Consider the following 25,330-nt stretch of genomic DNA (forward strand, 5'->3'; position numbering starts at 1 on the left):
GTGGATATCTACAACGTGGAGCGGCCGCATCATGCGTTGAAATACAGAACCCCCGATGCAGTGCATCGGGGGTTCTGAGTGGAGAAATGCTAGCCGAAAATGTGTAAACCTATTTCAGGACTAGACACTGACGCGACTCGTTGGCACGTCACCAGTCAGACAGGAGAACGGCTTATGCGCGAGTCACTCAAACAGAAAATCATCCAGGTTTGCCGCCAGAAAATAGCGCAGAAGGGGGAGACGGTCGGGCTCTCTTTTTATGCGTTTTTCGCCAACAGAAATGACGACCCCGACTTGCTGATGGAGGCGGCGACCTGGTGGATCCAGACTCACAGACTCGACCATTTCGAGAAGGCCAGAAAGATCCTCCAGCTGGTCGAGGGGAGCAAGTAGGACAGGGATGAAACAAGCAGGGCTCCAAGAAGGAGCCCTGCTTGCATATGGCTTTGTCACCCCGTCGTTCGGGTGAGTGACACTCAGCTGGCTTGGGCCAATCTGGGGGCCCGGCGGGAGAAGAAGAGGCTGTCCAGCAGCCAGATGACCAGCATGGAGGCGCCCACCAGCGGGAAGGCGATACCGAGCAGGATCAGCAGCGCGATGGCACCGCGCATGGGGGGCAATTTGGCAGGCAGCGGCGGCGCGGCGAGACGCCCCTGCGGGCGGCGGCTCCACCAGATCCAGAGGCCGCTCACCGAGCTCAGCAGCACCATCAGACAGATGACCAGCATGGCGAGCTGATGGGGCCAGCCGTAGAGTTTGCCCATGTGCAACATGACGCCAGTTTCCACCGTCTTGGCGACTGGGCTGTAATCCTGCCAGCGCACGTCGGCCAGTACCTTGCCGCTGTACTGATCGATATGCAAGGTGGCATCGTTGCGCGGATCGTCGGCGAACAGGGCTATGGTGTAGACGCCGCTCTCACCGACCGGTGGTGTGATGCTGTAACCCGGGCTGACCTGGCGTGCCTGTGCGATCTCCACCACCTGTTGCAGCGGGATGCGGTGGCTGGCCATGACAATGTCATCCTGCTCGCCGCCCTGGTGCATGGCGCTGTGATCATGACGCTTGGCCGCTGGCTGTGAACTCGGCATCGGCATCGTCTCCACCGCCCAGGGCACTGTCTGTTCATGGGAGTGGTTGAGGTTGCGAACGAGAGGGGCGGATTTGGGAACCTCATTCCACATGGCGGCGGGGAAGCGATTCCAGAGGTCGGCGAATTGAGCTCCCCAGAATCCGGTCCAGGTCATGCCGCTCAGCAGCAGCAACAGCAGGAAGCCCGCGCCCCAGAAGCCGACCACGGCGTGCAGATCTCGCCACCAGAGGCGCCCTCGCTGATTCAGTCGTGGCCACAGGATACCGCCGACACCCGGGCCCTTGCGCGGCCACCAGAGATAGAGGCCGCTGACAAGCAGCACTATGCCCCAGCCGGCGGCCAGCTCGATCAGCCGATCCCCTGTGGTGCCGAGCAGCAGGTCGGCATGCAGGGCGCGGGCCACCGCCTGCAAGTTCCACTTGTTGTCCATGGTGCCGAGCAGGGTACCGCTGACAGGATCCATAAACAGGGTGAGCTCATTGCCTTGTTGCGTGACGATAAACTGGGCGCTCAGGTCCGGTGCGGCCGGTGGCAGGTATTTGCTCAGGTTGGCGTCCGGCATGGTGGCCCGTGCCTTGGCCCACAGGGCATCGGCGCCAAGGGGCTTGCCCGGCAGTTGAGCGGTGCTCAGGATGTGGGCGGCGGGGGGCACCTTCATCAGCTCGGGATAGAGCAAATTGTCGAGCTGGGGTTTGAACAGATAAACGATCCCTGTCAGTGAGAGCAGGATCAGGAAGGGGGCGACGAAGAGGCCGGCGTAGAAGTGCCAGCGCCAGATCCGCTGGTAATGGCTCGAGTCCCTGTTTTTCATCTCTGATCCTTGCGCTAATGACCAACGTTTCTGCTGGTGGAATGTTTGTGGCGGCGCGGATGATAACAGCAACGTTTTGTTAACTGCAACAGAACATGATGGGCTTGCTCTGGGAGTGATACAGAGCGTCAGCGTGAGGATCGGGGAGTCAAAAGGTGGCGCTGTCGGCGTCAGGGTGCTGGATGTAGCATGGACTTTTTGTAGATAAATCCTTACCTTGTTGCAACATCCGGCTGTGCTGGCACAGTGAAAATCCATGGAAGGAGGCGGACGTGACGTTACAAGCACACGGTCATTTCAAGATGCAGCGGCAGGGACAGGTGCTGATCTGTCAGCCGAGTGGTCCCTTCAATCTGATGGGGGCCATGGCCTATGAGTCAGCCTTCAGCCAGCAGTTCGCCCAGTTGCGTGATGCGCCCTGGGGAATTGTCGAGGTAGCAACCGAATTTGAGGCAGCAGGGCCAGAGGTACTGGTCCGTTTTCGTCGCCAGTTCGGCTGGTGCGCCGCCAACGGCTGCGCCTTTCTGGCTGTGGTACTGGCGGGGAGCTTCAAGCAATACCTGGCGGATCAGATATTCCACGACCTGCCATTTCAGGAGGTTCGCTACTTCGGGCAGACCGAGGAGGCGCTTCAGTGGCTTAAGCAGCAGCTGGCCGCGAAACAGGCCTAGGTCAGTACCTTCGTATCGTGACTAGCTCAGGTTGATAAACCATTTATCCCGCTCGTCGACGCAGTCGGGCTCGCCCATCTCGAATTCGCGGCAGATAAGCGGGCGAACTTCGTAGAAGCGGCACATCGTTGAGAGTGCGGTCCAGCGCCGCTTGCTATCCCTTGGTCAACTCAGATTGATAAACCATTTATCCCGTTCGTCGACGCAGTCGGGCTCGCCCATCTCGAATTCGCGGCAGATAAGCGGGCGAACTTCGTAGATACGGCACATCATGGTATTGCGATCGAGCGCCGCACACCAACCATCTTCCAGCCGGTGCATCACGGGCACCTGTCCTTCTATCTCGTCCACGTAGCGATCCGGTACGCCGGTATCGGTAAACAGCATGACTTCGAGGCGGCAGCAGCAGGCTTCGCAGTTCTGGCAGCTGACTTCGGCTTGGGGTTCTCTGTTCATCTGTGTTGTCCATGCCATGGGAATGGCACATGTGCGATAAAAAACAGGCGCCTGCAAAGGCGCCCGAGTCGTGGTCAAGATTGAGCCCGGCAGATGAGCTGCCAGGCTGCGTCGTTAACCCAGTTTGCGGGCGCGGTAGGTACGGCCCTTGATCTTGCCTTCCTGCAACCGCTTGAGGGCGGCGCTCCCTACGCTGCGCTTTACCGCCACGTAGGAGTACTGTTCGGAGATCTGGATCTTGCCTACATCGGCACCGGCAATGCCGCCTTCACCGGTCAGGGCGCCCAGAATGTCACCGGCGCGCACCTTGGTCTTGCGGCCTGCATCGATGGAAAGGGTCACCATCTGCGGCGCAATCGGCTTGATCTCGCGACCAATCTCGGCCAGATCGCCCTGCGGCATGGGGGCCTGCTGGTACTCTTCGATGAGGTTGACGCGCTGGGCCTCGTTCGGCTGGTAGAGGCTCAGAGCCAGACCCTGCTGGCCGGCACGACCGGTACGACCGATGCGGTGCACGTGCACTTCCGGATCATAGGTCAGTTCGTAGTTGATGACGGCGCCCAGCTCCTTGATGTCGAGCCCACGGGCGGCCACGTCGGTGGCCACCAGAATGGTGGCGCTGCCGTTGGCAAAGCGCACCAGCACCTGATCCCGCTCCCGCTGTTCCAGATCGCCGTTCAGTGCCAGCGCCGAGAAGCCCTTGGCGGCCAGATGATCGGCCACGTCGTTGCAGGCCCGCTTGGTGTTGCAGAACACCACGCAGGAGGCCGGTTGATAGTGGCTCAGCAGCCAGGTGAGAGCGTCGAGGCGCTGACCGGCCGGGACTTCATACAGCTTCTGTTCGATGGCGCTCCCCTCGTGCAGGGACTCCACGCTGACCTCGACCGGATTGCGCTGCACACCGCGGCTCATCTGGGCGATCCCCTCCGGATAGGTGGCGGAGAAGAGCAGGGTCTGGCGCTGCTCGGGTGCATAGCTGATGACCCGGTTGATCTCTTCGCCAAAACCCATGTCCAGCATGCGATCCGCTTCATCCAGCACCAGCGTTTTGAGGCCGGAGAGTTCGAGAGTGCCCTGCTCCAGGTGTTTGAGAATGCGACCCGGGGTGCCGACGGCGATGTGGGCACCAAAGCTCAGGGTGGCAGACTGGGGGGCTGTCTGGGTACCGCCGCACAGGGTGACCAGCTTGACGTTGGGCAGGGCGCGGGCCAGACGACGTATCTCCTGGGCTACCTGATCCGCCAGCTCGCGGGTCGGACAGAGTACCAGCGCCTGCACTTCGAGGCGGTTGACGTTGAGCTTGGCGAGCAGGCCGAGGGCGAAGGCCGCTGTCTTGCCGCTGCCGGTTTTTGCCTTGGCGATCAGGTCTTTGCCGTCGAGCACCAGGGGCAGGCTCTGGGCCTGGATCGGGGTCATCTGCAGATAACCCAGGCTGGTGAGGTTCTCTTGCAGGGCGGGGGAGAGATTGAGGCTGCTAAATTCGGTGTTGTTCACAAAAGGACTCTATTTCGGAGAATACGGGGTGCGCACAGCGCTAAGGGCGCGCATTGTACCAGAATGCGGCACCGGATGTGGCGGATTTTTGAACGCTGGTTTGACGCTGTTCATCCCATCGGTTGCCAGCCTGACCACCAGCCGGCCGCCAGCAGGGTGAGAGTGCAAAAGCCGGTTTCGATGGCGCCACCACTCTTGAGGGGCCAGCCTGGCAGCCGGTAGCGGCGCTTGATGGGCCAGAACAGCGGAATACCCGCCGGCGTGAGCCAGTCCCCCAGCAGGTGGCTGAGGTAGCCGATAATGAGCGCATCCTTGATCCCGGCGGGCAGCAGGTCGGGCGCCAGGCTTTGATCCAGTCCCCACACGGCTGCGGCGACCGCCAGCAGGCTGTGAGTGAAGCCGCGATGACCAAACAGTCGAGAGAGTGGTTTCGAGATCCAGGGCAGCCGCTGCCCCAGCACGGACTTGGGGTGGTCGAGATCCGGCAGCAGGGCGCTGGCCAGCGCCGCCGGTATGGTCTGCCACAGGCTGGCATCCGACAGGGCTGGCGTGAGCTGGAGTTTGTGGGCGAGCAGGGTGCAGGTAACGGAAAACAGCAGATGCCCTTGGGCGGTCATGGTGGTTACGGCGTGGAGAAATGGCGGCGCATCTTACCAGTGTCGCGGGCCATTGCAGCAAAAAACCGGGGCCGGTGGGCCGGCCCGGTCATTAACTGCGCGGATCTTCCACTCTGGCATCGGCGGGCACCCGTTTTTTCCCTACCACCATGGCACGCAGCAGATCGCTGCGGGTGAGGCGGTCGGTCAGGATCACCACGGCGGCGTGCACGGCTATGATGGCCAGCAGGGTATTGGCGACGACCTCATGGGCCTCTTCCATCCACTCTTCCCCCCAGAATGCATCCCAGCTGGTGAGCCAGCCGGTGGCTATGGTGCCGACCAGTGACAGCAACAGCACCCAGATCATCAGGGCCCCGAGCGGGTTGTGACCCAGATAGTAGGGGTGACGACCCCGGGCCAGCTGGCGCAGGTAGTCACGGACGCGGGTAGGGGTCGGCCACCATTGGCCGAAACGGGCGTAGTAAGAACCCACCAGACCCCACAGCAGCCGGATCAGCAGCAGGGCAGCCAACCCATAGCCGACATACCTGTGGTTCCTGCTGCCCTCTTCCAGTACGAAGAAGTTGAGCAGGCAGAGGATCACGGTCGCCCAGTGAAACCCTCTGATGAGGGGATCCCAGACCTTCACTTCAGACGAGGTTGTCATGGCAAGACTCCGTCAAAGAGGCCGGCGACGGACCGGCCCATGGTTGCGCTACTGGTCGATCTCTTCTTTCACTTTCTTCAGGTCGGTCGGGTCGAAGTAGATCTCGACCTTGCGCTTGTCCTTGTCCCAACCGTAGATCTCGTAGCAGTTGGTCTTGGTCACCTTGAACTTCTTGATGTCGTAGCCCATGGCCTTGATCTGCTGCTGGGCCTCGGCTTCGCTCAGCCATTGCGTCTTGTCGGTCTGGGTACACTGGGGGCCGGCCAGTACAGTGGCGCTAAACAGGGGGAGCAGTAACAACAGTTGTGTCAGTTTCATTGCGGGTTCCTTGCGGGTGGGGGATGAACAGCCGCAAGGTTAGGGCGTCAGACTTAAGGAAAAATTAAGCAAAAGGGGATAGGAATGAATATCCCCGGCCGCAAGCCGGGGAGGCGGGATCAGCTCAGCTTGCCCTTGAGCAGCCACTTGTCGAGGACGTTGGCGAAGCGCTGCTTGTCGGCGGCGTTGAAGGGGGCCGGGCCGCCTGTCTGCACCCCAGCCGAGCGCAGCTCTTCCATGAAATTACGCATGCCGAGACGGGCCTGTATGGTCTCGCGGGTGTAGATCTCGCCACGGGGATTGAGCGCCTCGCCACCGGCATCTATGACCCAGGAAGCGAGGGGAATGTCGCCGGTGATCACCAGATCCCCCGGTATGACTTGCTGGGCAATGACATGATCTGCCACATCGAATCCCTTCTCTACCTGCTGGGTTTTGATGTAGGGGGAGGGCGGAACCCGCAGTCCCTGATTGGCCACCAGGGTGGTGACGACCTGGGCGCGGTGGGCGGCGCGGTAAAGGATCTCCTTGACTGGGAGGGGGCAGGCATCGGCATCAACCCAGATGGGCATGGCATGGTTTCCTGTGTCTGAAACGAGGGTCGCATCTTAGCACGGCTGGTGAGGAGCGGCTGCCCCGGGGCTGAGTCAGGCCGGGCTTTAGTGTAAGCTGGCCCGATGAGACTGAATGAAAAGGACGAGCAGATGGATCGGGTACCCAGTGATGTGATTTATGCCCTGACCCTGGATGGCAAGGGTGGCATGCAGCCACTGGCGGCGGGGAGCGAGATCCCGGGGAAGAGCCCTGGCTGGCTGCATCTGGATTACGGTAATCCGGAGGCGGCCCGCTGGTTGCTGCAAACCCCCTTGCTCAATGATGCGGCCAAGGAGTCCCTGCTCGGCCAGAGCAACAGGCCCAAGCTGGTGCGGATGGGAGAGACTGTGCTGCTGATCCTGCGCGGCATCAATCACAACAAGGATCACAGGCCGGAAGAGATGGTGGCGCTGCGTATCTTCATCACACCGGATCTCATCATCAGCAGCCGTCGTCGTCCGCTGCTCTCCGAGCAGGACGTGTTCAACCAGCTGACGCAGGGCGGTGGTGCCGATACCCCGGCCGACTGGCTGGTGGAGGTGTGTGATGCCCTGACCGACAGGGCGGGGGAGTTTGTGGAAGAGCTGCATGATCAGATCCTGGAGCTGGAGGAGCATGTGCTGGCCCGCGACCTGCCTGCCAACGGCCGACTGGCGCGGATCCGCAAGCAACTCATCATGATCCGCCGCTACCTCTCCCCCCAGCGGGATCTGGTGGCGCGTCTGGCCAACGAGAAGATCAGCTGGCTGGACGAAGATGACCGCCGCCGCCTGCTCGACATCGCTGACCGGCTGCGCCGCTGGCTCGATGATCTCGATGCCGGCGTGGCCCGCACCGGTGTGCTGGCGGACGAGATCAACAACCTCATGGCGGAGGCGACCAACCGCCGCGCCTACCAGATGTCGGTGATGGCGCTGCTGTTCTTGCCCGCCAGTTTCCTGACCGGTCTGTTTGGCATCAACCTGGGCGGCATTCCGGGGGCCGAGAGCCCGACCGCATTCTGGGTCTTCTGCGGATCCTTGGTGGCGCTGGCCACCGGGCTGGCGGTCTGGCTCAAACACAGACGCTGGTGGTAAGGAGCAATCATGACAACTTGGCAATCTTTTGGCGTGACCCTGCTGCTGTTGCTGGGCCACACCCTGATCCGCAGCCTCATTCACAAGAGTCTGCTGGCGCTGGCCCATACCCGACAAGTGAGCGAGAACCGGGTGCTCTATGTGGAGCACGTGTTCCACTTTCTGCTCGGCTGCACTACCCTGCTGATCCTGGCCGGGGTATGGGGGCTCGATTTTTCACGGCTGGTGGTGCTCGCCTCATCCTTCTTCGCCGTGCTCGGGGTGGCCATGGTGGCCCAGTGGTCGATCCTCTCCAACATCACCGCCAGCATCACCATTTTCTTCGCCTTTCCCTACAAGATTGGCGACCGGATCCGCATCCTCGACAAGGATGATTCCGTCACCGGCGTCATCACCGAGATCGGTCTCTTCTATGTGCGGGTGCGGGATGACAACGGCGATCTGGTCACCTATCCCGCCAACCTGATCCTGCAAAAGCCGGTCAGGCGACTGGAGGGCAAGGTGGCAGACCCTCTGCAGCCAGAATGAAAAAAAGGCTCCTTACGGAGCCTTTTTTTGATCATGTGTCTCTATCAGCGTTCGAAGAAGCGATAGAGATGCTCGACCTGGATGGGGCAGTCTGCCACCAGATGAATGTGCTGGCGGGCCTCTTCGACCGATCCGAACGAGAGGGGGCAACCCAGGGTGTCAGTCATCTCGTACAAGCGGCCATCTTGCCCTCTGAACTCCACGATCCAGCCCGGCAGTATGGCATCTTGCAGTATCTCGGCTTCCTTGAAGGCTTGCTGCTGATAGAGCTGGCGAAGTTCATTGACTGTCATGACGTCCTCCTGTGACTCATAGCGCCTCTTCAAGTCTAGTTGCTGAATCTGCCTGATTCATCTGGCCGTGTTCAGACACTCCCAGGCCCAGCGCATGCGGATGAAGGTCTCTGCATCGCCACCCCGATCCGGATGATGTTGCAGGGCAAGCTCCCGCCAGCGTCGGCGAACTGTCTCCTGGCTGGCATCGGCGGTCAGTTCGAACAGGGCCAGCGCCTCCGCCCTGTGTCCCGCTCCGTCATAAGCGCGCCAGAAGCGGTTGAGCAGAGCCTCCACCTCTTCCCGGTCGGTCTGCCAGAACACCTGCCAGTCGAGGTAGTAGTTGCGCAGAGACTGGCCGAGGGCCAACCTCTGGCGAGTATCTGTTGCCCCGGCAAGGGGCTCTAGCCGGATATCCAGGGAGCTGATCACCAGCCACCACCCAGCGTCATAGAGCTCAGCCTGCAACTGGTAGAGGGCATTCATGATCAGAAAGTTGACCCGAAACAGCTGCAGCTGTTCATCTCCGGCCAGGGTGGGAATGGCTCCTTGCTGGCGCAGGGCGGCCAGCAGTTCGTGCACCTTGTAGCTGGCCGCCGCCTCTTGTAGCAGTGTCAGCAGGGGGGCGAGCAGCGGGTTGTGACAGTGCTGTGTCTCACTCATGAGCTGGCCGTCTCCTTCGGCGGTTGCAGGGCTATCAGCAACTCTCCTGACAGAGGCGTGACCAGACCTGTGACGATGCGGGGCTGCGCCCTGGCATCCAGTACGAACAGCGGTATGGCACCGGGGTTGGCTTCCTGATATTGCGCCCAGTCGAAGGTGTCGCTCAGGCGAGTCGCTTTGATCTGGCCGCCCCGGCTCAGCAGGCCGCTCAAGCGGGCGTAGTTGATATCGGGCCCGAACAGGTTTTGGCGGGCGCGGAAGGTGGCACTCTCCCGGTTCGCCTTGCCGTGCTGTTCGCTGGAGCGCAGGGAGTAGACCTTCTCTTCACCGTAGAGGTGGGCGAAGTGCAGCACGCCGAGGGCGTTGTTGTGACGGTTGGGGGAGAGCGCCAGCACTGTACTGATGCTGGTGAGCGGCAGATGCAGCTCGGCATGTTCCGACTGGGGGTTGCCGAAATAGCAGGGCAGGTTGCTCATGCGTGCCTGCTTGTAAAATTCCCAAGCAGGATCAGAAAGATAGACAGGGACTCCCTGATCCGCCAGCGCCTTGCCTATGGCCCTGGCCACAGAGTTGGCACCTATGATGAGCCAGGTGTTGGGGGCGCTCTGACGCATACCTAGCAGGCCCGCCAGTGGCGCCGAGGTGAGGCTCTGCAACACCACAGTGGAGATGATCACCGCAAACACCAGGGGTACCAGCTTGTCCGCATCGGGAATATCGGCCTGATGCAGGCTGATGGCGAAGGAGGCACTGACCGCCGCCGCCACTATGCCCCGCGGCGCTATCCAGCTCAGCAGGGCGCGGGCCTGCCAGGAGAGATCCGAGCCCCAGGTCGAGACCAGGATGCAGAGTGGGCGTGCCACGAACTGCACCACGCACAGCAGTGCCAGCACCATGGGGCCGAGCTGCCAGAGCTGGGCCAGATCGAGGCGGGCCGCCAGCAGGATAAACAGGGAGGAAATGAGGATGACGGCGAGATCTTCCTTGAAGGCCAGCACCTCTTCCAGATCCAGCCCATCCTGATTGGCAAGCCAGATGCCGAATACGGTCACCGCCAGCAGGCCGGATTCGTGACTGAGCCAGTTGGAGAGGCTGAAGGTGACCAGCACCAGCGCCAATACCCCGAACTTGTGCAGGCTGACCGGCAGCCAGTCCTTGCGGATCAGCAGTGTGGTAAGCCAGCCGGCGGCCACCCCGATGAAGGAGCCGACCCCCACCGTTTTTGCCAGTGCCAGCAGGGTGTGACTGAGCAGATCGCCCTGACTGCCGAGGCGTACCGCCTCGAACACCAGTACCGCAAACAGGGCACCGATGGGATCTATGACTATCCCCTCCCAGCGCAGTATGCGGTCCACCTCCCGGGTGGGGCGGATCACGTTGAGCATGGGGGCAACCACAGTGGGGCCGGTCACCACCAGCACGGCGCCGAGCAGCATGGCGACCCGCCAGTCCAGTCCCAGCAGGAAGTAACTGGCACTGCCGATGACGGCGAAGCTGACCAGCATGCCGGTGGAGCAGAGGTTGCGCACCACCTTGCCGATCCCCTTGAGTTCCGTCAGATGCAGGGTCAGGGCACCCTCGAACAAGATGATGGCCACCGACAGGGAAACCAGCGGGAACAGCAGGTCCCCGAGCAGGGCATCGGGGTCGAGCAGGCCGCTGACCGGCCCCAGGGTCAGGCCGGTGAGCAGCAGAAACAAAATGGCGGGCACTCGCAGTGACCAGGCGAGCCACTGGGCCAGCACTGAGACCAGGGCGATCCCAGCCAGGGAAAGAGCAGTCATGCAGACCTCGATTCAGGTAATGAGCTTGGAGGAAGTGTAGCGGGGAAGATGGCTAGATTGACACCCGCAGAGGTCGGGAGCAAGTGCCGCAGGGAGCTGCGCGACAGTCGGCGTCATGGTGGGCCGGACAGGGCGTGGCCGCAGAGGTGTGGGGGGGCGCTACGCCGCCATTATCCGTCGAATTAGATGGGGCTCTCTTTGTGAAGGTCGGTGACACAGTCGGCCACCGCCAGCACCAGGGCCGAGCGCACCACCTGATCGAGCCGGTTGAGCTGCATCTGGTAGAAGGGCCAGTCCTCCTCGTTGGCAGGGGGATCCTGCGGCATCATGCTGCCCTGGTTCAGGCAATGCAGCCTGTCCAGCAGATCGCGAATGGGCTTGTCGCTGAAGCGGTAATCCTTGGGATCGCGCACCAGAAAATCGCGGATCTTCAGGTAGGCTTCGAGATCCTGATAGCGCTCCAGAGAGATGAGGCCGAGGGCAAAGATAAGTTTGAGGCGCACCTCCAGCTGGCCGAGGGGGCCGCTCTGGTTGAGCAGGGGTTCGATGGCGTATTTGACGGCATACTCCTCCTGGCGAAAGGCTCGCCGCATCAGGGAGTCGACCGCCTCTTCCAGGATGGTCACGACTTCGAGAAAGAAGCCGCGGGGGCCATCCTGCTCGTTCAGTCGCTCCAGTACTTCATCTTCCTGGTGTGTGGTCATAGGTGCATTGGGTCCAGCTGACTGGGAGAGAGAGTGCCTCTCTCCCGGTTTTTATCATATGAGGTGAATTCCCATGCCATTCAACCGGTTGAGGTGGCTGTCTGGCGGTGAGTGCACCCCATCAGGGTCACTTCAAGCTGTCGTAACGGGCAACGATGGCTCTGACTATGTCGCTGTCGGCGGCAAGGCCGGTCACCCGGGCCAGGGCCTGGGCCGGCCCAAGTTCCGCCAGCAGGGCCTGCAGCTCCATCGCCTGGGGATCATCGGCGTTGTGATAGTGCAGCGCAGCTGCGATTCCCTCTTGCAGATGGTCGCTGGGCAGGCCGTACTCCAGGGTGCCGAGCAGCGGCTTCACCAGCCGATCCCCTGCCGCCAGTTTGCGCAGCGGCTGACGGCCGACCCGGTCAATTTCGTCCACCAGATAGGGGTTGGCGAAGCGGGCCAGGATCTTCTCTATGTAGGCGGCGTGCAGACGCGGATCGAAGCCGTAGCGTTTCACCAGCACGGCTCCGCTCTCCTCCATGGCGCGGCGCACCTTGCTGCGGATCACCGGATCCTCGATCGCCTCACGAATGGTGCGGTAGCCCCGCAACTTGCCGAGGTAAGCGGTGACGATATGGCCCGTGTTGAGGGTGAACAGCTTGCGCTCGACGAAGGCCATCAGGTTGTCGGTGGGCTCCATGCCCGCCACCTGGGGTAGTTCGCCCTTGAACTGGGTCTGGTCGACGATCCACTCGCTGAAGCTCTCCACCGTCACTTCCAGCGGATCGTCGTTGGCCGCGGCAGGCGGCACTATGCGATCCACCGCCGAGTCGACGAAGCCGACGCAGGATTCGAGCGTGGCATGATACGCGACCGGCAGGTACTTGAGTACCTCCTGCTTGAGGTGGCTGGTGCCGCGCACCATGTTCTCGCAGGCGATGACGTTGAGCGGGCTCAGGTTGCCGGCATCGAAGCGGGCCTGAAGCCCCTTGGCCAGGGTGCTGGCAATCTTGTCCAGAATGTTGGGGCCGACCGCCGTGGTGACCAGATCGGCGGTGATGATACGGGCTATCACCTCGTGTCCGGCGGAGCTGACCGCCGCCACGTTGCGTACCACGTCCAGCTTCTGATCCGCCCCCACCACGTGCACCTTGTACTCCTGACGGTGGTTGAGCTGATCGATCAGGGTCTCGTTGACGTCGGCGAAGGTGACCTGATGGCTGGCGTCGGCCAGCAATTTCCCGATGAAGCCACGACCGATATTGCCGGCACCAAAATGCAATGTTTTCATGATATTAACCTCTACAACCAAAGACGATGAAGGATGATTACGCAGCCTGTTCGGCACCCAGCAGATCCAGAAATTCCTGGGGATCCGTGGTGCTGGCCAGCCGGTCGATGAGACCGGGTTCATCCAGTGCATTGGTCAGGCGGGTTATTACCTGCATGTGTTCGTCGTTGCGGGCGGCGATGCCGATCACCAGTCGTGCCACCTCGTCAGCCGCCTCGCCAAAGGCGACACCGGCCGGATACTGGCAGATGACGATGCCGGTACGCTTCACAAACTCCTTGGCGGCTATGGTGCCGTGGGGCACGGCGATGGACTCGCCGAGGTAGGTGGAGACCAGCTGCTCGCGCTCCAGCATGGCGTTGACGTAATCCGGTGCCACATAGCCCCGTTCCGCCAGCAGTCTGCCAGCGGTCAGGATGGCGGCCTCCTTGTTGTCGGCCTTGAGCCCCAGATGCACGTCGTGACGGCTCAGGGTGAACACTTCAGCCGCTTGAAGTTCGTAGTTGTCGTCGTTGGCCGCGACCAGCAGTTGCGGGTTGGCCACGTCATCGTTGGCCGCCAGTGTCAGGTTCTGCACCAGCTCCTGATAGAGGCCGTTGTCGAGGAAGTTGGTGAGCGAGATATGGTGAGCGTTCGGCGCATGACGACGTGCCCGTTCGGTCAGATCCTTGTGGGTGATGACCCAATCCACCTGATCGTCGAGCTGATCGATGGCGCGGTTGGTGACGCTGATGTCGAGCCCGGCGGCCTGCACACGTTTGCGCAGCATGCCGGCACCCATGGCGCTGGATCCCATGCCCGCATCGCAGGCGACCACGATATTGCGCACCGCCATCAGCTCGCCGCCTGGCTTCTTGGCCGCCGCGGTTTCGGGCTTGCCGCCCTTCATGGCCTTCATCTTGCGAGTGGCTTCACCCAGTGCATCGGCCTCGTCGGCTTCCGGCTGCTGGGCGCGAACGAACACGGCGGCGACCAGGAAGGAGACCAGGGTCGAGCTGATGATGGAGAGGGCAACCCCGATCAGGGAGGCTTTCGGCGTCATCAAGAGCACGGCGAAGATGGAACCCGGTGAGGCAGGGGAGACCAGGCCGGCGTTGAACAGAGTCAGGGTGAAGACCCCTGTCATGCCACCGGCTATGACCGCCAGAATGAGGCGCGGGTTCATCAGCACATACGGGAAGTAGATCTCGTGGATGCCACCGAAGAAGTGAATGATGGAGGCGCCAGCCGCGGACTGCTTGGCGGCGCCACGGCCGAATACCATGTAGGCCAGCAGCACGCCCATGCCCGGGCCCGGGTTCGCTTCGATCAGGAAGAAGATGGAGCGGCCCTGTTCGGTCGCCTGCTGGATCCCCAGCGGCGAGAAGATGCCGTGGTTGATGGCGTTGTTGAGGAACAGGATCTTGGCCGGTTCAACGAAGATGGAGGTGAGCGGCAACATGTGGTTTTCCACCAAGAAGCCGACGCCACCCGCCAGTACGCCGGAGAGCACCTTGACGAAGGGACCGATCACTAAGAAGGCGAGGATAGCCAGCAACATGCCGATGAGACCGGCGGAGAAGTTGTTGACCAGCATCTCGAAGCCGCTCTTGACGCGCCCTTCCATCACTTTGTCGAAGCGCTTGATGGCCCAGCCACCCAGCGGACCGACCATCATGGCACCCATGAACATGGGGATGTCGGTACCGACGATCACGCCCATGGTGGTGATGGCACCGACCACGCCGCCCCGTTCACCGCCCATCAGCTTGCCGCCTGTATAGCCAATCAGCAGCGGCAGCAGATAGGTGATCATGGGGCCGACCAGCTTGGCCAAGGTTTCGCTTGGCAGCCAGCCGGTGGGAATGAAGAGCGCGGTAATAAAGCCCCAGGCGATGAAAGCGCCTATGTTGGGCATGACCATATTGGACAGGAAGCGTCCAAAATTCTGTATCTTGACTTTGGTATCCGGTGATAACATGTCGGGACCCCGTTTTAAGCCTGTTTGATTAAAAGTGGTAGTCGGGATGACGGGTTTTGCCGAACCCCCATCCCAGTCGTCTAAGCAACTTCAATCTACCAGCTTGTGATCAAATTAGGCTGAAAACGGGGTGTCTTGTGACGTACCTCTCAAATACCCAGCCATACCCCCTCCCTCAGTAGTGACCTTGATCACATTCAAGCTCTGTAGTTTGGCTACATTTCGATCTTTTTTGCCACCACCACCTATTTAATGTGATTTGAGTCACCTTTTGTGGTTTGCGCAAACCCGTTGTCAATGTGATGGCTGTCACGAATACTTGATTTGTATTCAAACGGGTCAGTGTGTGAGATGCAAAATCCGAGAGGGATAACGATGGATAGGTAGTATTTTCTCATTAATCACCAATGAGTCAGTAGGTTTGTAACCCACTTTCAGTTTTTCATGATTGGCATTCAACCGCACAAGCGGCGCATTACTCCCTCCAGTGGTCCTCTGGCGAAGCGCAGGTTCCACAGATTGGCGAACAACAGGGCCGCCAGGGCGAAGAGGGTGGTGGCCAGTACCACTTCGGGCAGATCTTGCCCCTGCAGCCAGCCCAGCCCCTCCAGCACGCCCATGCCGAGCATGATATGGGCGATATAGAGTGTCAGGGTCTGCCGACCAACTGGCAGCCAGACTCGCCACCAGCGAGCAGTGGGCAGGGTGCGGCCGAGCCAGAGGCAGAGCGCGATCAGGGTGCTGGCCGCCCCCATGCCAAACAGCAGGTAGAGCGGTGCCGGAGGTATGGGTTGGGTCGCCAGCAGCGGCGCCAGCTCTGGGCTCGGCAAGAGGGTCGACAACCAGAGCGACAACCCCCTGGCCAACACCATGGCACTCACCCCACCGGCCAGCAGCCATCTCTGTACGCTCGCGTTCTCGAGGGCCTGGCGGCTCAACCAGAGGCCGTAGAGCAGAAAGCCCAGCCAGGGCACCACAGGGTGCCAGCCATTGAACAGCAGATTGCGGACGAAGCCGTTCAGGGTCCAGAACTCGGGGTAGCTGAAGCTGTGCCACTGCCAGCCCCGATCGTAATTGAAGTGAAACAGCAGGATGACGAAGCCCGCTGCCAGCAGGGGGATCAGGGAGAGCAGCCAGAGGGAGGGTAACCGCAGGCAGCAAGCCCCCAGCAGGAAATAAACGGCGTAGTAGTGGATGATGTCGGCTGGAAACACCAGATAGTTGAGCAGCCCCAGGATCAGCAGAAACAGGGCCCGCTTGGCGGTGTGCTGCATGGCTGTCAGCCAGCTCAGCTTGCGGGTCGAGAGACCGAGACCTATGCCGGCCAGCACCACGAAGCTGGCGGCAGAACGACCCTCCAGCGCATCCAGCATGGCTTTGAGCCAGTCAGGTCCGCCTGTCAGCACACCCATGGCGATGCGAAAGTTCACCAGCACCATGCCGAGCAGGGCCATGGCGCGGGCCAGATCCAGCCCTTCCAGTCTATTGGATGACGATGTCATGAGCGGTTTGCCTCGCAGGAGATGAATCCATGTCTCAGTTGGCCGGCCCCAGCAGCAGGTCCAGCAGCTGTGGCAGTCGTTGCGCCGCTGAGGGCTGATCAGGATGTAGGACAAGTGCATCGCGCAGAGCCTGCCCTTCCAGCCCGTCCAGCAGCAGTTGGGCGGTGAGATCGGGGTCCAGTCTTGCCTCCAGACATCCCTCCTGCTGTCCCCGCCGTACCGTATTGGCAAGGGCATCGCACAGCTGGCGCTGGTTGCCGGCGAAGGTGGCGGCCATCTCGGGGTGGCGGGTCAGCTCGGCCAGGATCTCGGTGCCGAGCAGCAGGTTCTCCGGCGTCTGCGACCAGGCGAGATAGCCGGCGGCGAAGCGGGCCAGTGCCGCGTGGGCGGAGCCCTGATCCAGCTCATCCAGCAGGGGCTGCAACTCGGCGGCTTCCAGCGAGGCGATCAGCGCGATCAGCTCCTCTTTGCGGGCGAAGTGGTTATAGAGGTTGCCCAGACTCACCCCTGCTGCGGCGGCTATGTCACGCATCCCTGTCTGGTGGAAGCCCCGCTCGATGAAGCAGCCGAGGGCTGCCTGGATGATCAGCTCCCGCCGCTGCTCCAGGCGGTTGTGATTGATGGACATGGTCGGCTTCCTCTCTGCTGGTCGATATCTATTGAGCGAACGTTCGTTCATTTGTGATATTCACCTTATCTCCGGTGTGAAAAAGAAGCAAGCCACAGTTAGCCAAGAGGAGGCATCTCCTTGGTCGGAAGACTCCGGGGCAAGCCATGCGTCCGCCGAGCGGCCAGTGACGTTCCCGAATAATCCGGTCCCCAAGCCGGTCAACGCCATGACAGGTAGAGGGTCATTGCACTCCTGGGGCCATCTTCTCGTCGGGTCACCTGCTCCTCAGAGCGTTCGTCTGTTGGCTCAAGGGGGCTGAGGGCGGGGCATCGTCTTCCTGCCGGCCATAAACAAGGGGTATAAAAAAGCCCGCAGGGTTGCGGGCTTTTTCATCGAGCTGTAGAGGCTTGGCTTATTCCGCCTTGGGGGCGGCCTCGGCTGGTGTCTCAGTGCTTTCGGCTACCGTGTTCTCGGTTACGGCACTGTCGGCCACCGGGGCTTCCGGTGCCGGGCCTGGTACCAGCTCCACTGCCGGTTTGGCGATGAGGGAGCGAGTCTCTTCCACCGCTTCACTCAGCTTGACCTCGATAACCTGACCCAGTTCATAGACCACTTCGGTCTTGTCCAGGTAGACACGGCCATTGTCCCAGTTGCACTCCAGCCGATCCTTGTTGTCCAGGATGTGACGGGCGGGCATGAAGACAACGGCGCCGTTTTCGCGCAGGCGCAGCTTGAGACCGGCGCGCATCACGTCGATGATCTCGGCGTTGAACACCTGATCGGTGCCGGCGGCAGCCTTGAGGTAACGGACATAGAGCCAGTCGCCGATGTCGCGTTCCACCATGCGGTGCAGGCGACGACAGGCGGTCAGGTGCTCGGTCAGTTCCTGGCTCGGACGATCGCCCGGGGTCTTGCCGGCGATGACCGCTTTCAGCAGACGATGGTTGACCATGTCGCCGTATTTGCGGATCGGGGAGGTCCAGGTCGCGTAGGCATCCAGCCCCAGGCCGTAGTGGGCACCCGGTTCGGAGGACATCAGCGCATAGCTCTGGAAGCGGCGGATCTTGCCGTCCAGCCAGCGGGTGTCCAGGTTGTCTATCCAGCGGCGCAGGGCGCAGAAGCCGGTCAGGCTGGCGATCTCGTCGCGCTCGAACGGGGCCTCGGCGCTTTTCAGCAGGTCGATGGCGCCGTCGAGGGACTCTTCATCGAACCCTGTGTGGACGTTGAAGATGCCGTAGCCGACGCTCTTGCCCAGCACGCGACCGGCGCAGATGTTGGCCGCGATCATCGACTCTTCGATCATGCGGTTGGCGATGCGGCGCGGTTCCACGTGAATGGCCAGCACGGCGCCGTTCTCCCCCAGCTCGAAGTCGTAGTCGGGTCTGTCCGGGAACACCAGGGCGTGCTCGGTACGCCACTTGATCCGCGCCTCCGTCATGGCCTTCATCAGCGGCAGCTGGGCCATCACGCCGGCGTCGATCTCGAGGGGTTTACCCTGTTCGGCCCAGTCGGAGACCTCGTCATAGTTGAGACGGGCATGGGAGATGATGCGGGCAGCGAAGAATTCGGTCTCCTCCAGCAGCAGGCCATCTTCGGCGATCAGCAGGCGGGCGCACAGGGTGTTGCGCTCCTCGCCCTCTTTCAGGGAGCAGAGCTCGTCCGAGAGGGTGCGCGGTATCATGGGCACGTTGCGACCCGGCATGTAGACGGTGAAGGCGCGCTGGGCGGCTTCCTTGTCCAGCTCGCTGCCTTCGGCCACATAGGCGGTCGGGTCGGCGATGGCGACCAGCAGCTCCCAGCCGTTGTCCAGTTTGCGGATGGCCAGGGCGTCATCCATGTCCTTGGTCTTGGCGCCGTCAATGGTGAAGAAGGGGGTCGCAGTCAGATCGGTGCGTGGCAGCTCCTCTTCCTCGATCACCTTCCACTCCGGCAGATCAGCCGGTTCTATCTGGGCCAGGTTATGGCGAGCCAGCACCACCCACCAGGGCACATTGTGGTCTTCCTGATCGGCTATCTTTTCGATGATCTCGGCAGAGAAGTTGCCATCACTCAGGGCGTGGCGCTTGAGGGTCGCAACCACCCAGTCCCCTTCCTTGAAGGACTTCTCATCCAGACCCTTCTTGGCGCGGGCCTTGATGGCATCCTTGATCAGCGGATGGTCCGGCACCACGTTGAGGCGGTCACGGAACATTTTGACGCGACCGACGAAACGGGTCACTGCCTGCTCCAGCAGGGCATCCGGTTCGGCCACTTCCTTCTCTTTTTCGGTACGGATCAGGGCGCTCACCCGGTCACCGTGCATCACCTTTTTCATGTAGGGGGGCGGCACGAAATAGCTGGTCTTCTCATCGACTTCCAGAAAGCCGAAGCCCCGGTCCGAGGCGCGGATAACACCCTCTTTCTTGGGGATGTTTTCGCGGATTTGTTGCTTGAGCTGGGCCAGCAGCGGATTGTCTTGGAACATAAGTGAGGAACCTGAGTGGAGACCTGATGAAGAAACGCCCAGCACTATACGATTTTACCCCCTCAAAGCCAAGGTGAATGGCCCCGTCAACCGGGTTGCAGTGTGCGGCGCCCCTCGCTGATCAGACGCTGGGAGATCTGTTTGTGCAACCCGCGCTCCAGCACCCAGCGGTGCCAGTAGAGGCGCTCAATGAGGTGATGTGAGGGGCTGAGATCGAGCAGTCTCCCCTGTGCCAGCTGCTGGCGGATCTGCAGTTCCGGGATGAGACAGTAGGCGAGTCCCTGCTCGGCCATGGCGACGAAGGCTTCCGACGAGCGCACCGTATGGCAGGGATAGCCACCGGGTTCCAGCCCGAAGTGGCGCTCCATGAAGCTCACATGCATGTCGTCGCGCTGATCGAAGGCCACCGCCGGTGCCTTTGCCAGCGCCGCCGGGGTGAGCCCGGCGGGAAAGTGACGGGCGACGAAGGCGGGGCTGGCGGTGAGCAGGTAGCGCATCTCGCCGAGCTCGTCCACGCAGCAGCCCGCCAGTGGCTGGCCGTGCAGGCTGACGGCACCGAAGGCCTGACCCTCGCGCACCCGATCAAGGGTGCGGCACTCGTCATCCACCAGCAGGTTCAGCTCTATGGGGTGCTGCTCCAGCAGAGGTGCGAGGGCGGGCAGGAACCAGGTTGCCAAGCTGTCGGCGTTGACCGCTATGCTGACCCGGATCGGGGCCTGCGGTTCGTCGGGTGCGATCTCGCCGGCCAGCTCCAGTTCCAGCTGGCGCACCTGACGGTAGTGGGCCAGCAGCTTTTGGCCAAGGGGGGTCGCCTGTAGTGGCTGGCTGCGAATGAGCAGCGGCTCGGCAAACTGCTGTTCCAGCTGCTTGATGCGCTGTGAGATGGCGGACTGGGTGATGTGCAGGCGCTGGGCGGCGCGCTCGAAGTTCTGCTCCTGCATTACGGCATCCAGCGCCAGCAGCAGCTTGTAGTCCAACGCCTTCATCAGCATTCCTTACCAGAGAGGGTATTGAGAAGAGATGCTACTGGAGTGATGGCAGGACGACAACGAAACTCTGACCGGATCGCCGAGAGGCACGGCTGGCGTGGTGTGCGGGGTGAAAGCGGGTTTGTCACTGCGAGATGTGACAGTGGTGGTCAAAAGGTATTCAGGAGATACTCTTTTGCGTCCGTTTTTGCATGGGGTGGAAACGGGCCATAGCGAGAACTTTTAATCCCGGGCCTTATCCCGGGATTTTTTTATGTGGCGTTTACTCGGTGACCAGTTCCCTGGCATCGGCATATTCGCCCTGCATGGGGTGGCCGACGGCACGGGCGAAACGTTCATCCAGATGAAAGCGGATTCCGACCCCGCGCACGGCGCCCAGATCCACGGCTTGACGGTGACCGAGTCGCTCTATGGGCAGGCCGAGACGGCGGAAGATACGCTCCACCGGCAGGCTGACCACGGCGACCAGTTCCCGGATCCCCTTCGCCCTGGCGAAGGCATAAACCTCGCGGAAGATGACGCAGGTCAGCTCGCTCACCCCGTTGCCCATGCGCGGCGCCCGGTTGGCGTCGATGGCGAGGCGAGTCAGTTCCCACACATCGCTGCTGCGTGGTGCCATCTCCCCGGCGAGAGCGGTGGGGAATATGCTGGGCAGCATGTAATCCTGGGCGCAGCTGAGCAGACGGATGCAGCCGCACAGGCCTTCTTCGTCCTCGATCAGCACCCAATGGGTGTCCGGGGTGTCGAAGCTGTCCTGCTCCAGACCACGGTGAGACTCCACATCCCAGCCGAGACGATCGGAGAAGACGCGATTACGGAAGCGATAAAGCTCGTTTTCTACCTCCCATCTGGGGTGTTCTTTTAATTTTCCTTTGAAAACAAGCATTCAGATGTCTCCATTTCAGTGTTCGGCGCTATAATCGAGGCCCTGGCCAGGGGGGCTAGCATATGAAACAAGACCAACTGCTTGAGTACCTCGAACATTTCACTTCGGTAACAGACGGGGATCGTTTGGCCGAGTTGATCGGTCGATTCACGCTCGGTATGGGCTATGACTACTACCGGTTCGCACTGATCATTCCCATGTCGATGCAAAGGCCCAAGGTGGTGCTGTTCAATCAGTGCCCTGACTCCTGGGTGCAGGCCTATACGGCCAACCATATGCTGGCCTGTGATCCCATCATCCAGCTGGCCCGCAAGCAGACCTTGCCCATTTATTGGAACCGACTGGATGAACGGGCGCGTTTTCTGCAAGAGGGCAGTCTGGATGTGATGGGGTTGGCGGCGGAGTTCGGGCTGCGAAACGGTATTTCGTTTCCGCTGCACGGTGCGGCGGGTGAAAACGGCATACTGTCGTTCATCACCGCCGAGCGGGCGTCAAGCGATCTGTTGCTGGAGTCCTCGCCCATCCTCTCCTGGATGTCCAACTACATCTTCGAGGCGGCGATCCGGATTGTGCGGGTCAGTCTGCGGGAAGATGACCCTCAGGAGGCCCTGACTGACCGTGAGACCGAATGCCTGTTCTGGGCCAGCGAAGGGAAAACGTCGGGTGAAATTGCCTGCATCCTGGGGATCACGGAACGTACCGTGAACTACCACCTCAATCAGGTCACCCGTAAAACGGGATCGATGAATCGCTACCAGGCCATCGCCAAGGGGGTGAGCAGTGGCATTTTGCTGCCCAATCTGGAGCAGGTCGTTGTCACCAACTTCCCCAAGCTGATGCAATAAAACCCAATGATTCTCGGGGCAGAGCGACAGGCTCACAATTGTCAGATCATGCAATTGACAGTTGGTGCCGGATGGAATTCATCCCTGCCCTCAGGATCCCGCTTGATTAGAGAAATGAATCACTCAGCAGATTAATGAATTTCTCTGAACACCCCACCACCCTTTATAGTGCCGTCCACTCACTCTTCTGGACGGTTTATCCATGTTCGCGACCACTCTGCAAGGCTTCACCCTTGGCCTTGCCATGATCATTCCCATTGGTGCCCAGAACGCTTTCGTGCTGAGCCGGGGCATACATCGCAATCACCATCTGCTGGCTGCGACCCTCTGCTGTCTGTGTGATCTCATCCTGATCGGGATTGGGGTATTCGGCGGGGCCAACCTGCTGGCAGCCAGTCCCATCGGGCTGGCGCTGCTGACCTGGGGTGGTGTGCTGTTTCTTTGCTGGTTCGGCATGCGCTCCCTGCGCAGTGCCTGGCAAGGGCAGGGGGCTGCGCTGGTGGATTCACCCCGGCTGATGGGGGTCAAGAGCGTGCTGGCCATGACGCTCGGGGTGACCCTGCTCAATCCTCACGTCTATCTGGATACCCTGATGCTGCTCGGCTCCTTTGGCAGCCAGTTTGCCGAACCGTTGCGCCCGGCCTTTGCGGCAGGGGCCATGCTGGCTTCCCTGGTCTGGTTCTACAGTCTCGCCTTTGGTGCGGCCGCGCTCTCGCCCTGGCTTGCACGGGGCCGGGTGCAGCAAGCTATTGATATTATTGTTGGTTTAATCATGTTGGGGTTGGCATTACAACTGGCGAGCGGGGCCTTGCTGGCCTCATAAGGCTATTTTTGTGCCACACCTCATAAAAATTAATCCCGGCTTCATGCCATGACATATTCGTCTGTTAAATTCCCGTCGCTGGTAAAGCGACACTCATAATAAAAGGGAAAAAACAGTGAATAAAACCATGAAGCTGGGTGCTATTGCAGCCATAGTGCTGTTGTCTGCCTGTAGCAATGAAAACGACAGCAAGACGCAACCGGGCGCTGTGGCCCTGCGTCTGATCCAGACCTCCGATATCCACTCCAACGTGTTGGGATACGATTACTACCAGAACAAGGAAGATCGCAAGTTTGGCCTCTCCCGTACCGCCTTGCTGATCCGTGCGGCGCGCTCGGAAAACCCCAACAACCTGCTGCTCGACAACGGTGACCTGCTCCAGGGCACGCCGCTGGCGGATTACATCTTCGAGCAATCGGGCGCCGGTTACCTCGACAAGCAGGCCCACCCCGTGTTCAAGGCCATGAACGAGCTGGGTTATGACGCGGGCAACCTGGGCAACCACGAATTCAACTACGGGCTGGATTACCTCACCAAGACACTGCAGGGTGCCAAGTTCCCCTATGTGAACGCCAACGTGTTCGAGGCGGGCGCCTTCAAGCGCGATGCAAAGGGGCAGATCGACTGGAGTGGCAACAAGTTCACCCCTTACCTGCTGCTGGAGCGCAAGGTGAAGGATGACAAGGGGCAGGAGCAGACCGTCAAGGTGGGCATACTGGGGCTGACTCCGCCGCAGGTGCTGCAGTGGGACAAGCGTCATCTGGAAGGCAAGGTGGTGGTGGCCGACATGGTCGAGACCGCCAACCACTATGTGCCCGAGTTGCGTGCCAAGGGCGCCGACATAGTGGTCGTGGTCGCCCACACCGGCATCAACGCCAGCAGCTACGAAGCCATGATGGAGAACTCCGCCTGGCACCTGGCCAAGGTAAAAGGGGTAGATGCCCTCATGCTGGGGCATGCCCACAAGAACTTCCCCGGTGATTTCCCGGATCTGCCGGAGGTGGACAACCAGGCCGGCACCCTGAGCGGCGTGCCGACCGTGATGCCAGGCTATTGGGGCAACCATCTGGGCATCATAGACCTCACCCTGGAGCAGGTTGAGGGCAAGTGGCAGGTGCAGCAAAGCCAGGCCAGCCTGCGCAAGATCGATTCCAGCGAAGGCAGCGCCGTGGATCAGCGAGTCGTCGATCTGGTGCAGGCGGATCACGATGCCACCAACCAGTGGCTGGATGAACCGCTCGGCAAGATCACCTCCTCCATCCACAGCTTCTTCGCTCTGGTACAGGACGACCCTTCGGTGCAACTGGTGAGCGATGCCCAGCGCCGCTATGCCGAACAGCTGCAACAAGACGGTCTGCTCAAGGAGTCCTACCCCATTTTGTCGGTGGCGGCCCCCTTCCGTGGTGGTCGCAACGGCATCAATGACTTCACTTATGTGGCCCAGGGCGACATCTCCCTGCGCAACGTCTCCGACCTCTATATCTATCCGAACACCTTGCAGGTGGTCGAAGTGAACGGAGCCACCGTCAAGGAGTGGCTGGAGATGAGCGCCGGTCAGTTCAACCAGATCGACACCGGCAAGACAGAGGTGCAGTGGCTGGTGAACGAGAAGTTCCCCACCTACAACTTCGATGTGATCGATGGCGTGAACTATGAAGTGGATATCACCCAGCCGGCCCGTTACAACAAGGAAGGGGACAAGGTCAGCAACGGCCAGCGCATCAGTGCGCTCACCTTCAACGGCCAGCCCATTGACCCGGCCCAGAAGTTCTACGTGGTGACCAACAACTACCGCGCCAGCGGTGGCGGCCACTTCCCAGGCATAGACGGCAGCAACATAGTGCATGAAGATCCCTTCGAGACGCGGGAGATCATTGCCCAGTACCTGAAGGCCCAGTCTGCCGACAACCCGGGTGGTTTCAGCCCGGCGGCCAACAACAACTGGCATATGAAGGCCCTGCCCGCCAACGTGGACGTGCGGCTCTACTCCTCTCCCCGCGAGGAGGCCAAACAACTGGCCGGCGCGGATCTGGAGTACAAGTCCACCCTGCCGATGGACGATGCCAAGCATCCGGGCTACGCCATCTTCCGCCTGATCCGTCAGTAACCCTGGCTGGAAAAAATGTCTAGTCCTGAAATAGGTTTACACATTTTCGGCTAGCATTTCTCCACTCAGAACCCCCGATGCACTGCATCGGGGGTTCTGTATTTCAACGCATGATGCGGCCGCTCCACGTTGTAGATATCC

At 61.0% G+C, this 25,330-nt stretch carries 25 protein-coding genes and 1 pseudogene; 7 read left to right on the plus strand and 19 right to left on the minus strand.

Translation table 11 applies throughout. The features are described 5' to 3' along the window. Window positions 1-174: 174 nt before the first annotated feature. A complete protein-coding gene (locus GWQ27_RS21655) occupies window positions 175-393 on the plus strand; it encodes a DUF6500 family protein (RefSeq protein WP_005315999.1) in 219 nt (72 codons plus the stop codon). 83 nt (window positions 394-476) lie between these two features. Here the strand turns inward: GWQ27_RS21655 and GWQ27_RS21660 are convergent, their stop codons facing one another. Next, window positions 477-1,904, minus strand: coding sequence for a PepSY domain-containing protein (locus GWQ27_RS21660; protein WP_275908295.1), 1,428 nt, complete (start codon window positions 1,902-1,904; stop codon window positions 477-479). Between the two features lie 272 nt (window positions 1,905-2,176). Here GWQ27_RS21660 and GWQ27_RS21665 point away from each other — a divergent pair, with 272 nt between their 5' ends. Continuing rightward, complete coding sequence (locus GWQ27_RS21665; RefSeq protein WP_275908296.1) at window positions 2,177-2,575, plus strand: hypothetical protein; 399 nt, start codon at window positions 2,177-2,179, stop codon at window positions 2,573-2,575. Between the two features lie 21 nt (window positions 2,576-2,596). Here GWQ27_RS21665 and GWQ27_RS22285 read toward each other — a convergent pair. The 7 genes and pseudogenes from GWQ27_RS22285 to GWQ27_RS21695 all read right to left on the minus strand — a co-directional run. Beyond that, window positions 2,597-2,707 (minus strand): annotated as a pseudogene (locus GWQ27_RS22285) (YkgJ family cysteine cluster protein); the annotation flags it as partial. A gap of 33 nt (window positions 2,708-2,740) precedes the next feature. Continuing rightward, window positions 2,741-3,031 carry a YkgJ family cysteine cluster protein gene (locus GWQ27_RS21670; RefSeq protein WP_005315990.1) on the minus strand — a complete coding sequence of 97 codons (291 nt, stop codon included), beginning with the start codon at window positions 3,029-3,031 and terminating at the stop codon, window positions 2,741-2,743. A 114-nt stretch (window positions 3,032-3,145) separates the two neighbouring features. After that, window positions 3,146-4,525: an ATP-dependent RNA helicase DbpA gene (dbpA, locus tag GWQ27_RS21675; RefSeq protein WP_021140116.1), complete on the minus strand. Its 1,380-nt coding sequence runs from the start codon at window positions 4,523-4,525 to the stop codon at window positions 3,146-3,148. Between the two features lie 110 nt (window positions 4,526-4,635). After that, window positions 4,636-5,142: a metal-dependent hydrolase gene (locus GWQ27_RS21680; protein ID WP_021140117.1), complete on the minus strand. Its 507-nt coding sequence runs from the start codon at window positions 5,140-5,142 to the stop codon at window positions 4,636-4,638. A 91-nt stretch (window positions 5,143-5,233) separates the two neighbouring features. After that, on the minus strand, window positions 5,234-5,791 hold the full coding sequence (locus tag GWQ27_RS21685) for a cytochrome b/b6 domain-containing protein (RefSeq protein WP_021140118.1): 558 nt from the start codon (window positions 5,789-5,791) through the stop codon (window positions 5,234-5,236). 48 nt (window positions 5,792-5,839) lie between these two features. Continuing rightward, a complete protein-coding gene (locus tag GWQ27_RS21690; RefSeq protein ID WP_275908297.1) occupies window positions 5,840-6,109 on the minus strand; it encodes a PepSY domain-containing protein in 270 nt (89 codons plus the stop codon). 119 nt (window positions 6,110-6,228) lie between these two features. Continuing rightward, entirely contained in the window at window positions 6,229-6,681 is a 453-nt protein-coding gene (locus tag GWQ27_RS21695; RefSeq protein ID WP_275908298.1) for a YaiI/YqxD family protein, read from the minus strand. A gap of 105 nt (window positions 6,682-6,786) precedes the next feature. Between GWQ27_RS21695 and zntB the strand changes: the two genes are divergently transcribed. Continuing rightward, entirely contained in the window at window positions 6,787-7,779 is a 993-nt protein-coding gene (zntB, locus tag GWQ27_RS21700; protein ID WP_005315978.1) for a zinc transporter ZntB, read from the plus strand. 9 nt (window positions 7,780-7,788) lie between these two features. Further along, window positions 7,789-8,307, plus strand: coding sequence for a mechanosensitive ion channel domain-containing protein (locus GWQ27_RS21705; RefSeq protein WP_058394871.1), 519 nt, complete (start codon window positions 7,789-7,791; stop codon window positions 8,305-8,307). Between the two features lie 44 nt (window positions 8,308-8,351). Here the strand turns inward: GWQ27_RS21705 and GWQ27_RS21710 are convergent, their stop codons facing one another. From GWQ27_RS21710 to GWQ27_RS21760, 11 genes are all read right to left on the minus strand, one after another. Continuing rightward, complete coding sequence (locus GWQ27_RS21710) at window positions 8,352-8,600, minus strand: hypothetical protein (RefSeq protein WP_159165282.1); 249 nt, start codon at window positions 8,598-8,600, stop codon at window positions 8,352-8,354. A gap of 57 nt (window positions 8,601-8,657) precedes the next feature. Next, on the minus strand, window positions 8,658-9,242 hold the full coding sequence (locus GWQ27_RS21715; protein ID WP_265420682.1) for a DNA-J related domain-containing protein: 585 nt from the start codon (window positions 9,240-9,242) through the stop codon (window positions 8,658-8,660). After that, window positions 9,239-11,026, minus strand: coding sequence for a sodium:proton antiporter (locus tag GWQ27_RS21720; RefSeq protein WP_275908299.1), 1,788 nt, complete (start codon window positions 11,024-11,026; stop codon window positions 9,239-9,241). Before GWQ27_RS21720 ends, GWQ27_RS21715 begins: the two co-directional genes overlap by 4 nt. A 182-nt stretch (window positions 11,027-11,208) precedes the next feature. Next, window positions 11,209-11,730 carry an MltR family transcriptional regulator gene (locus GWQ27_RS21725; protein WP_005315973.1) on the minus strand — a complete coding sequence of 174 codons (522 nt, stop codon included), beginning with the start codon at window positions 11,728-11,730 and terminating at the stop codon, window positions 11,209-11,211. A gap of 127 nt (window positions 11,731-11,857) precedes the next feature. Beyond that, entirely contained in the window at window positions 11,858-13,003 is a 1,146-nt protein-coding gene (locus GWQ27_RS21730; protein WP_169047318.1) for a mannitol-1-phosphate 5-dehydrogenase, read from the minus strand. 37 nt (window positions 13,004-13,040) lie between these two features. Next, complete coding sequence (locus tag GWQ27_RS21735; protein ID WP_275908300.1) at window positions 13,041-14,963, minus strand: PTS mannitol transporter subunit IICBA; 1,923 nt, start codon at window positions 14,961-14,963, stop codon at window positions 13,041-13,043. 455 nt (window positions 14,964-15,418) lie between these two features. Beyond that, complete coding sequence (locus tag GWQ27_RS21740) at window positions 15,419-16,465, minus strand: heparan-alpha-glucosaminide N-acetyltransferase domain-containing protein (RefSeq protein WP_275908301.1); 1,047 nt, start codon at window positions 16,463-16,465, stop codon at window positions 15,419-15,421. A 34-nt stretch (window positions 16,466-16,499) separates the two neighbouring features. Then, window positions 16,500-17,093: a TetR/AcrR family transcriptional regulator gene (locus GWQ27_RS21745; RefSeq protein WP_275908302.1), complete on the minus strand. Its 594-nt coding sequence runs from the start codon at window positions 17,091-17,093 to the stop codon at window positions 16,500-16,502. A 394-nt stretch (window positions 17,094-17,487) separates the two neighbouring features. Then, complete coding sequence (locus tag GWQ27_RS21750; RefSeq protein ID WP_087757103.1) at window positions 17,488-19,539, minus strand: exoribonuclease II; 2,052 nt, start codon at window positions 19,537-19,539, stop codon at window positions 17,488-17,490. Between the two features lie 86 nt (window positions 19,540-19,625). After that, window positions 19,626-20,525, minus strand: a complete 900-nt coding sequence (locus GWQ27_RS21755) for a LysR family transcriptional regulator ArgP (RefSeq protein WP_099994417.1) — start codon at window positions 20,523-20,525, stop codon at window positions 19,626-19,628. A gap of 265 nt (window positions 20,526-20,790) precedes the next feature. Further along, window positions 20,791-21,414, minus strand: coding sequence for an acyl-homoserine-lactone synthase (locus GWQ27_RS21760; RefSeq protein WP_058394881.1), 624 nt, complete (start codon window positions 21,412-21,414; stop codon window positions 20,791-20,793). A 62-nt stretch (window positions 21,415-21,476) separates the two neighbouring features. Between GWQ27_RS21760 and GWQ27_RS21765 the strand changes: the two genes are divergently transcribed. The 3 genes from GWQ27_RS21765 (at window position 21,477) to GWQ27_RS21775 (ending at window position 25,189) form a co-directional block, all read left to right on the plus strand. Further along, window positions 21,477-22,259 (plus strand): LuxR family transcriptional regulator, encoded by a 783-nt coding sequence (locus GWQ27_RS21765; RefSeq protein ID WP_005315931.1) that lies wholly within the window; start codon window positions 21,477-21,479, stop codon window positions 22,257-22,259. Window positions 22,260-22,461: 202 nt separating this feature from the next. Next, window positions 22,462-23,082 carry an L-lysine exporter gene (gene lysE / locus GWQ27_RS21770; protein ID WP_275908303.1) on the plus strand — a complete coding sequence of 207 codons (621 nt, stop codon included), beginning with the start codon at window positions 22,462-22,464 and terminating at the stop codon, window positions 23,080-23,082. 127 nt (window positions 23,083-23,209) lie between these two features. Continuing rightward, on the plus strand, window positions 23,210-25,189 hold the full coding sequence (locus tag GWQ27_RS21775) for a bifunctional 2',3'-cyclic-nucleotide 2'-phosphodiesterase/3'-nucleotidase (protein ID WP_275908304.1): 1,980 nt from the start codon (window positions 23,210-23,212) through the stop codon (window positions 25,187-25,189). Window positions 25,190-25,330: the final 141 nt, after the last annotated feature.

The organism is Aeromonas sp. 5HA1, assembly GCF_029237245.1.
Lineage (GTDB): Bacteria > Pseudomonadota > Gammaproteobacteria > Enterobacterales > Aeromonadaceae > Aeromonas > Aeromonas salmonicida.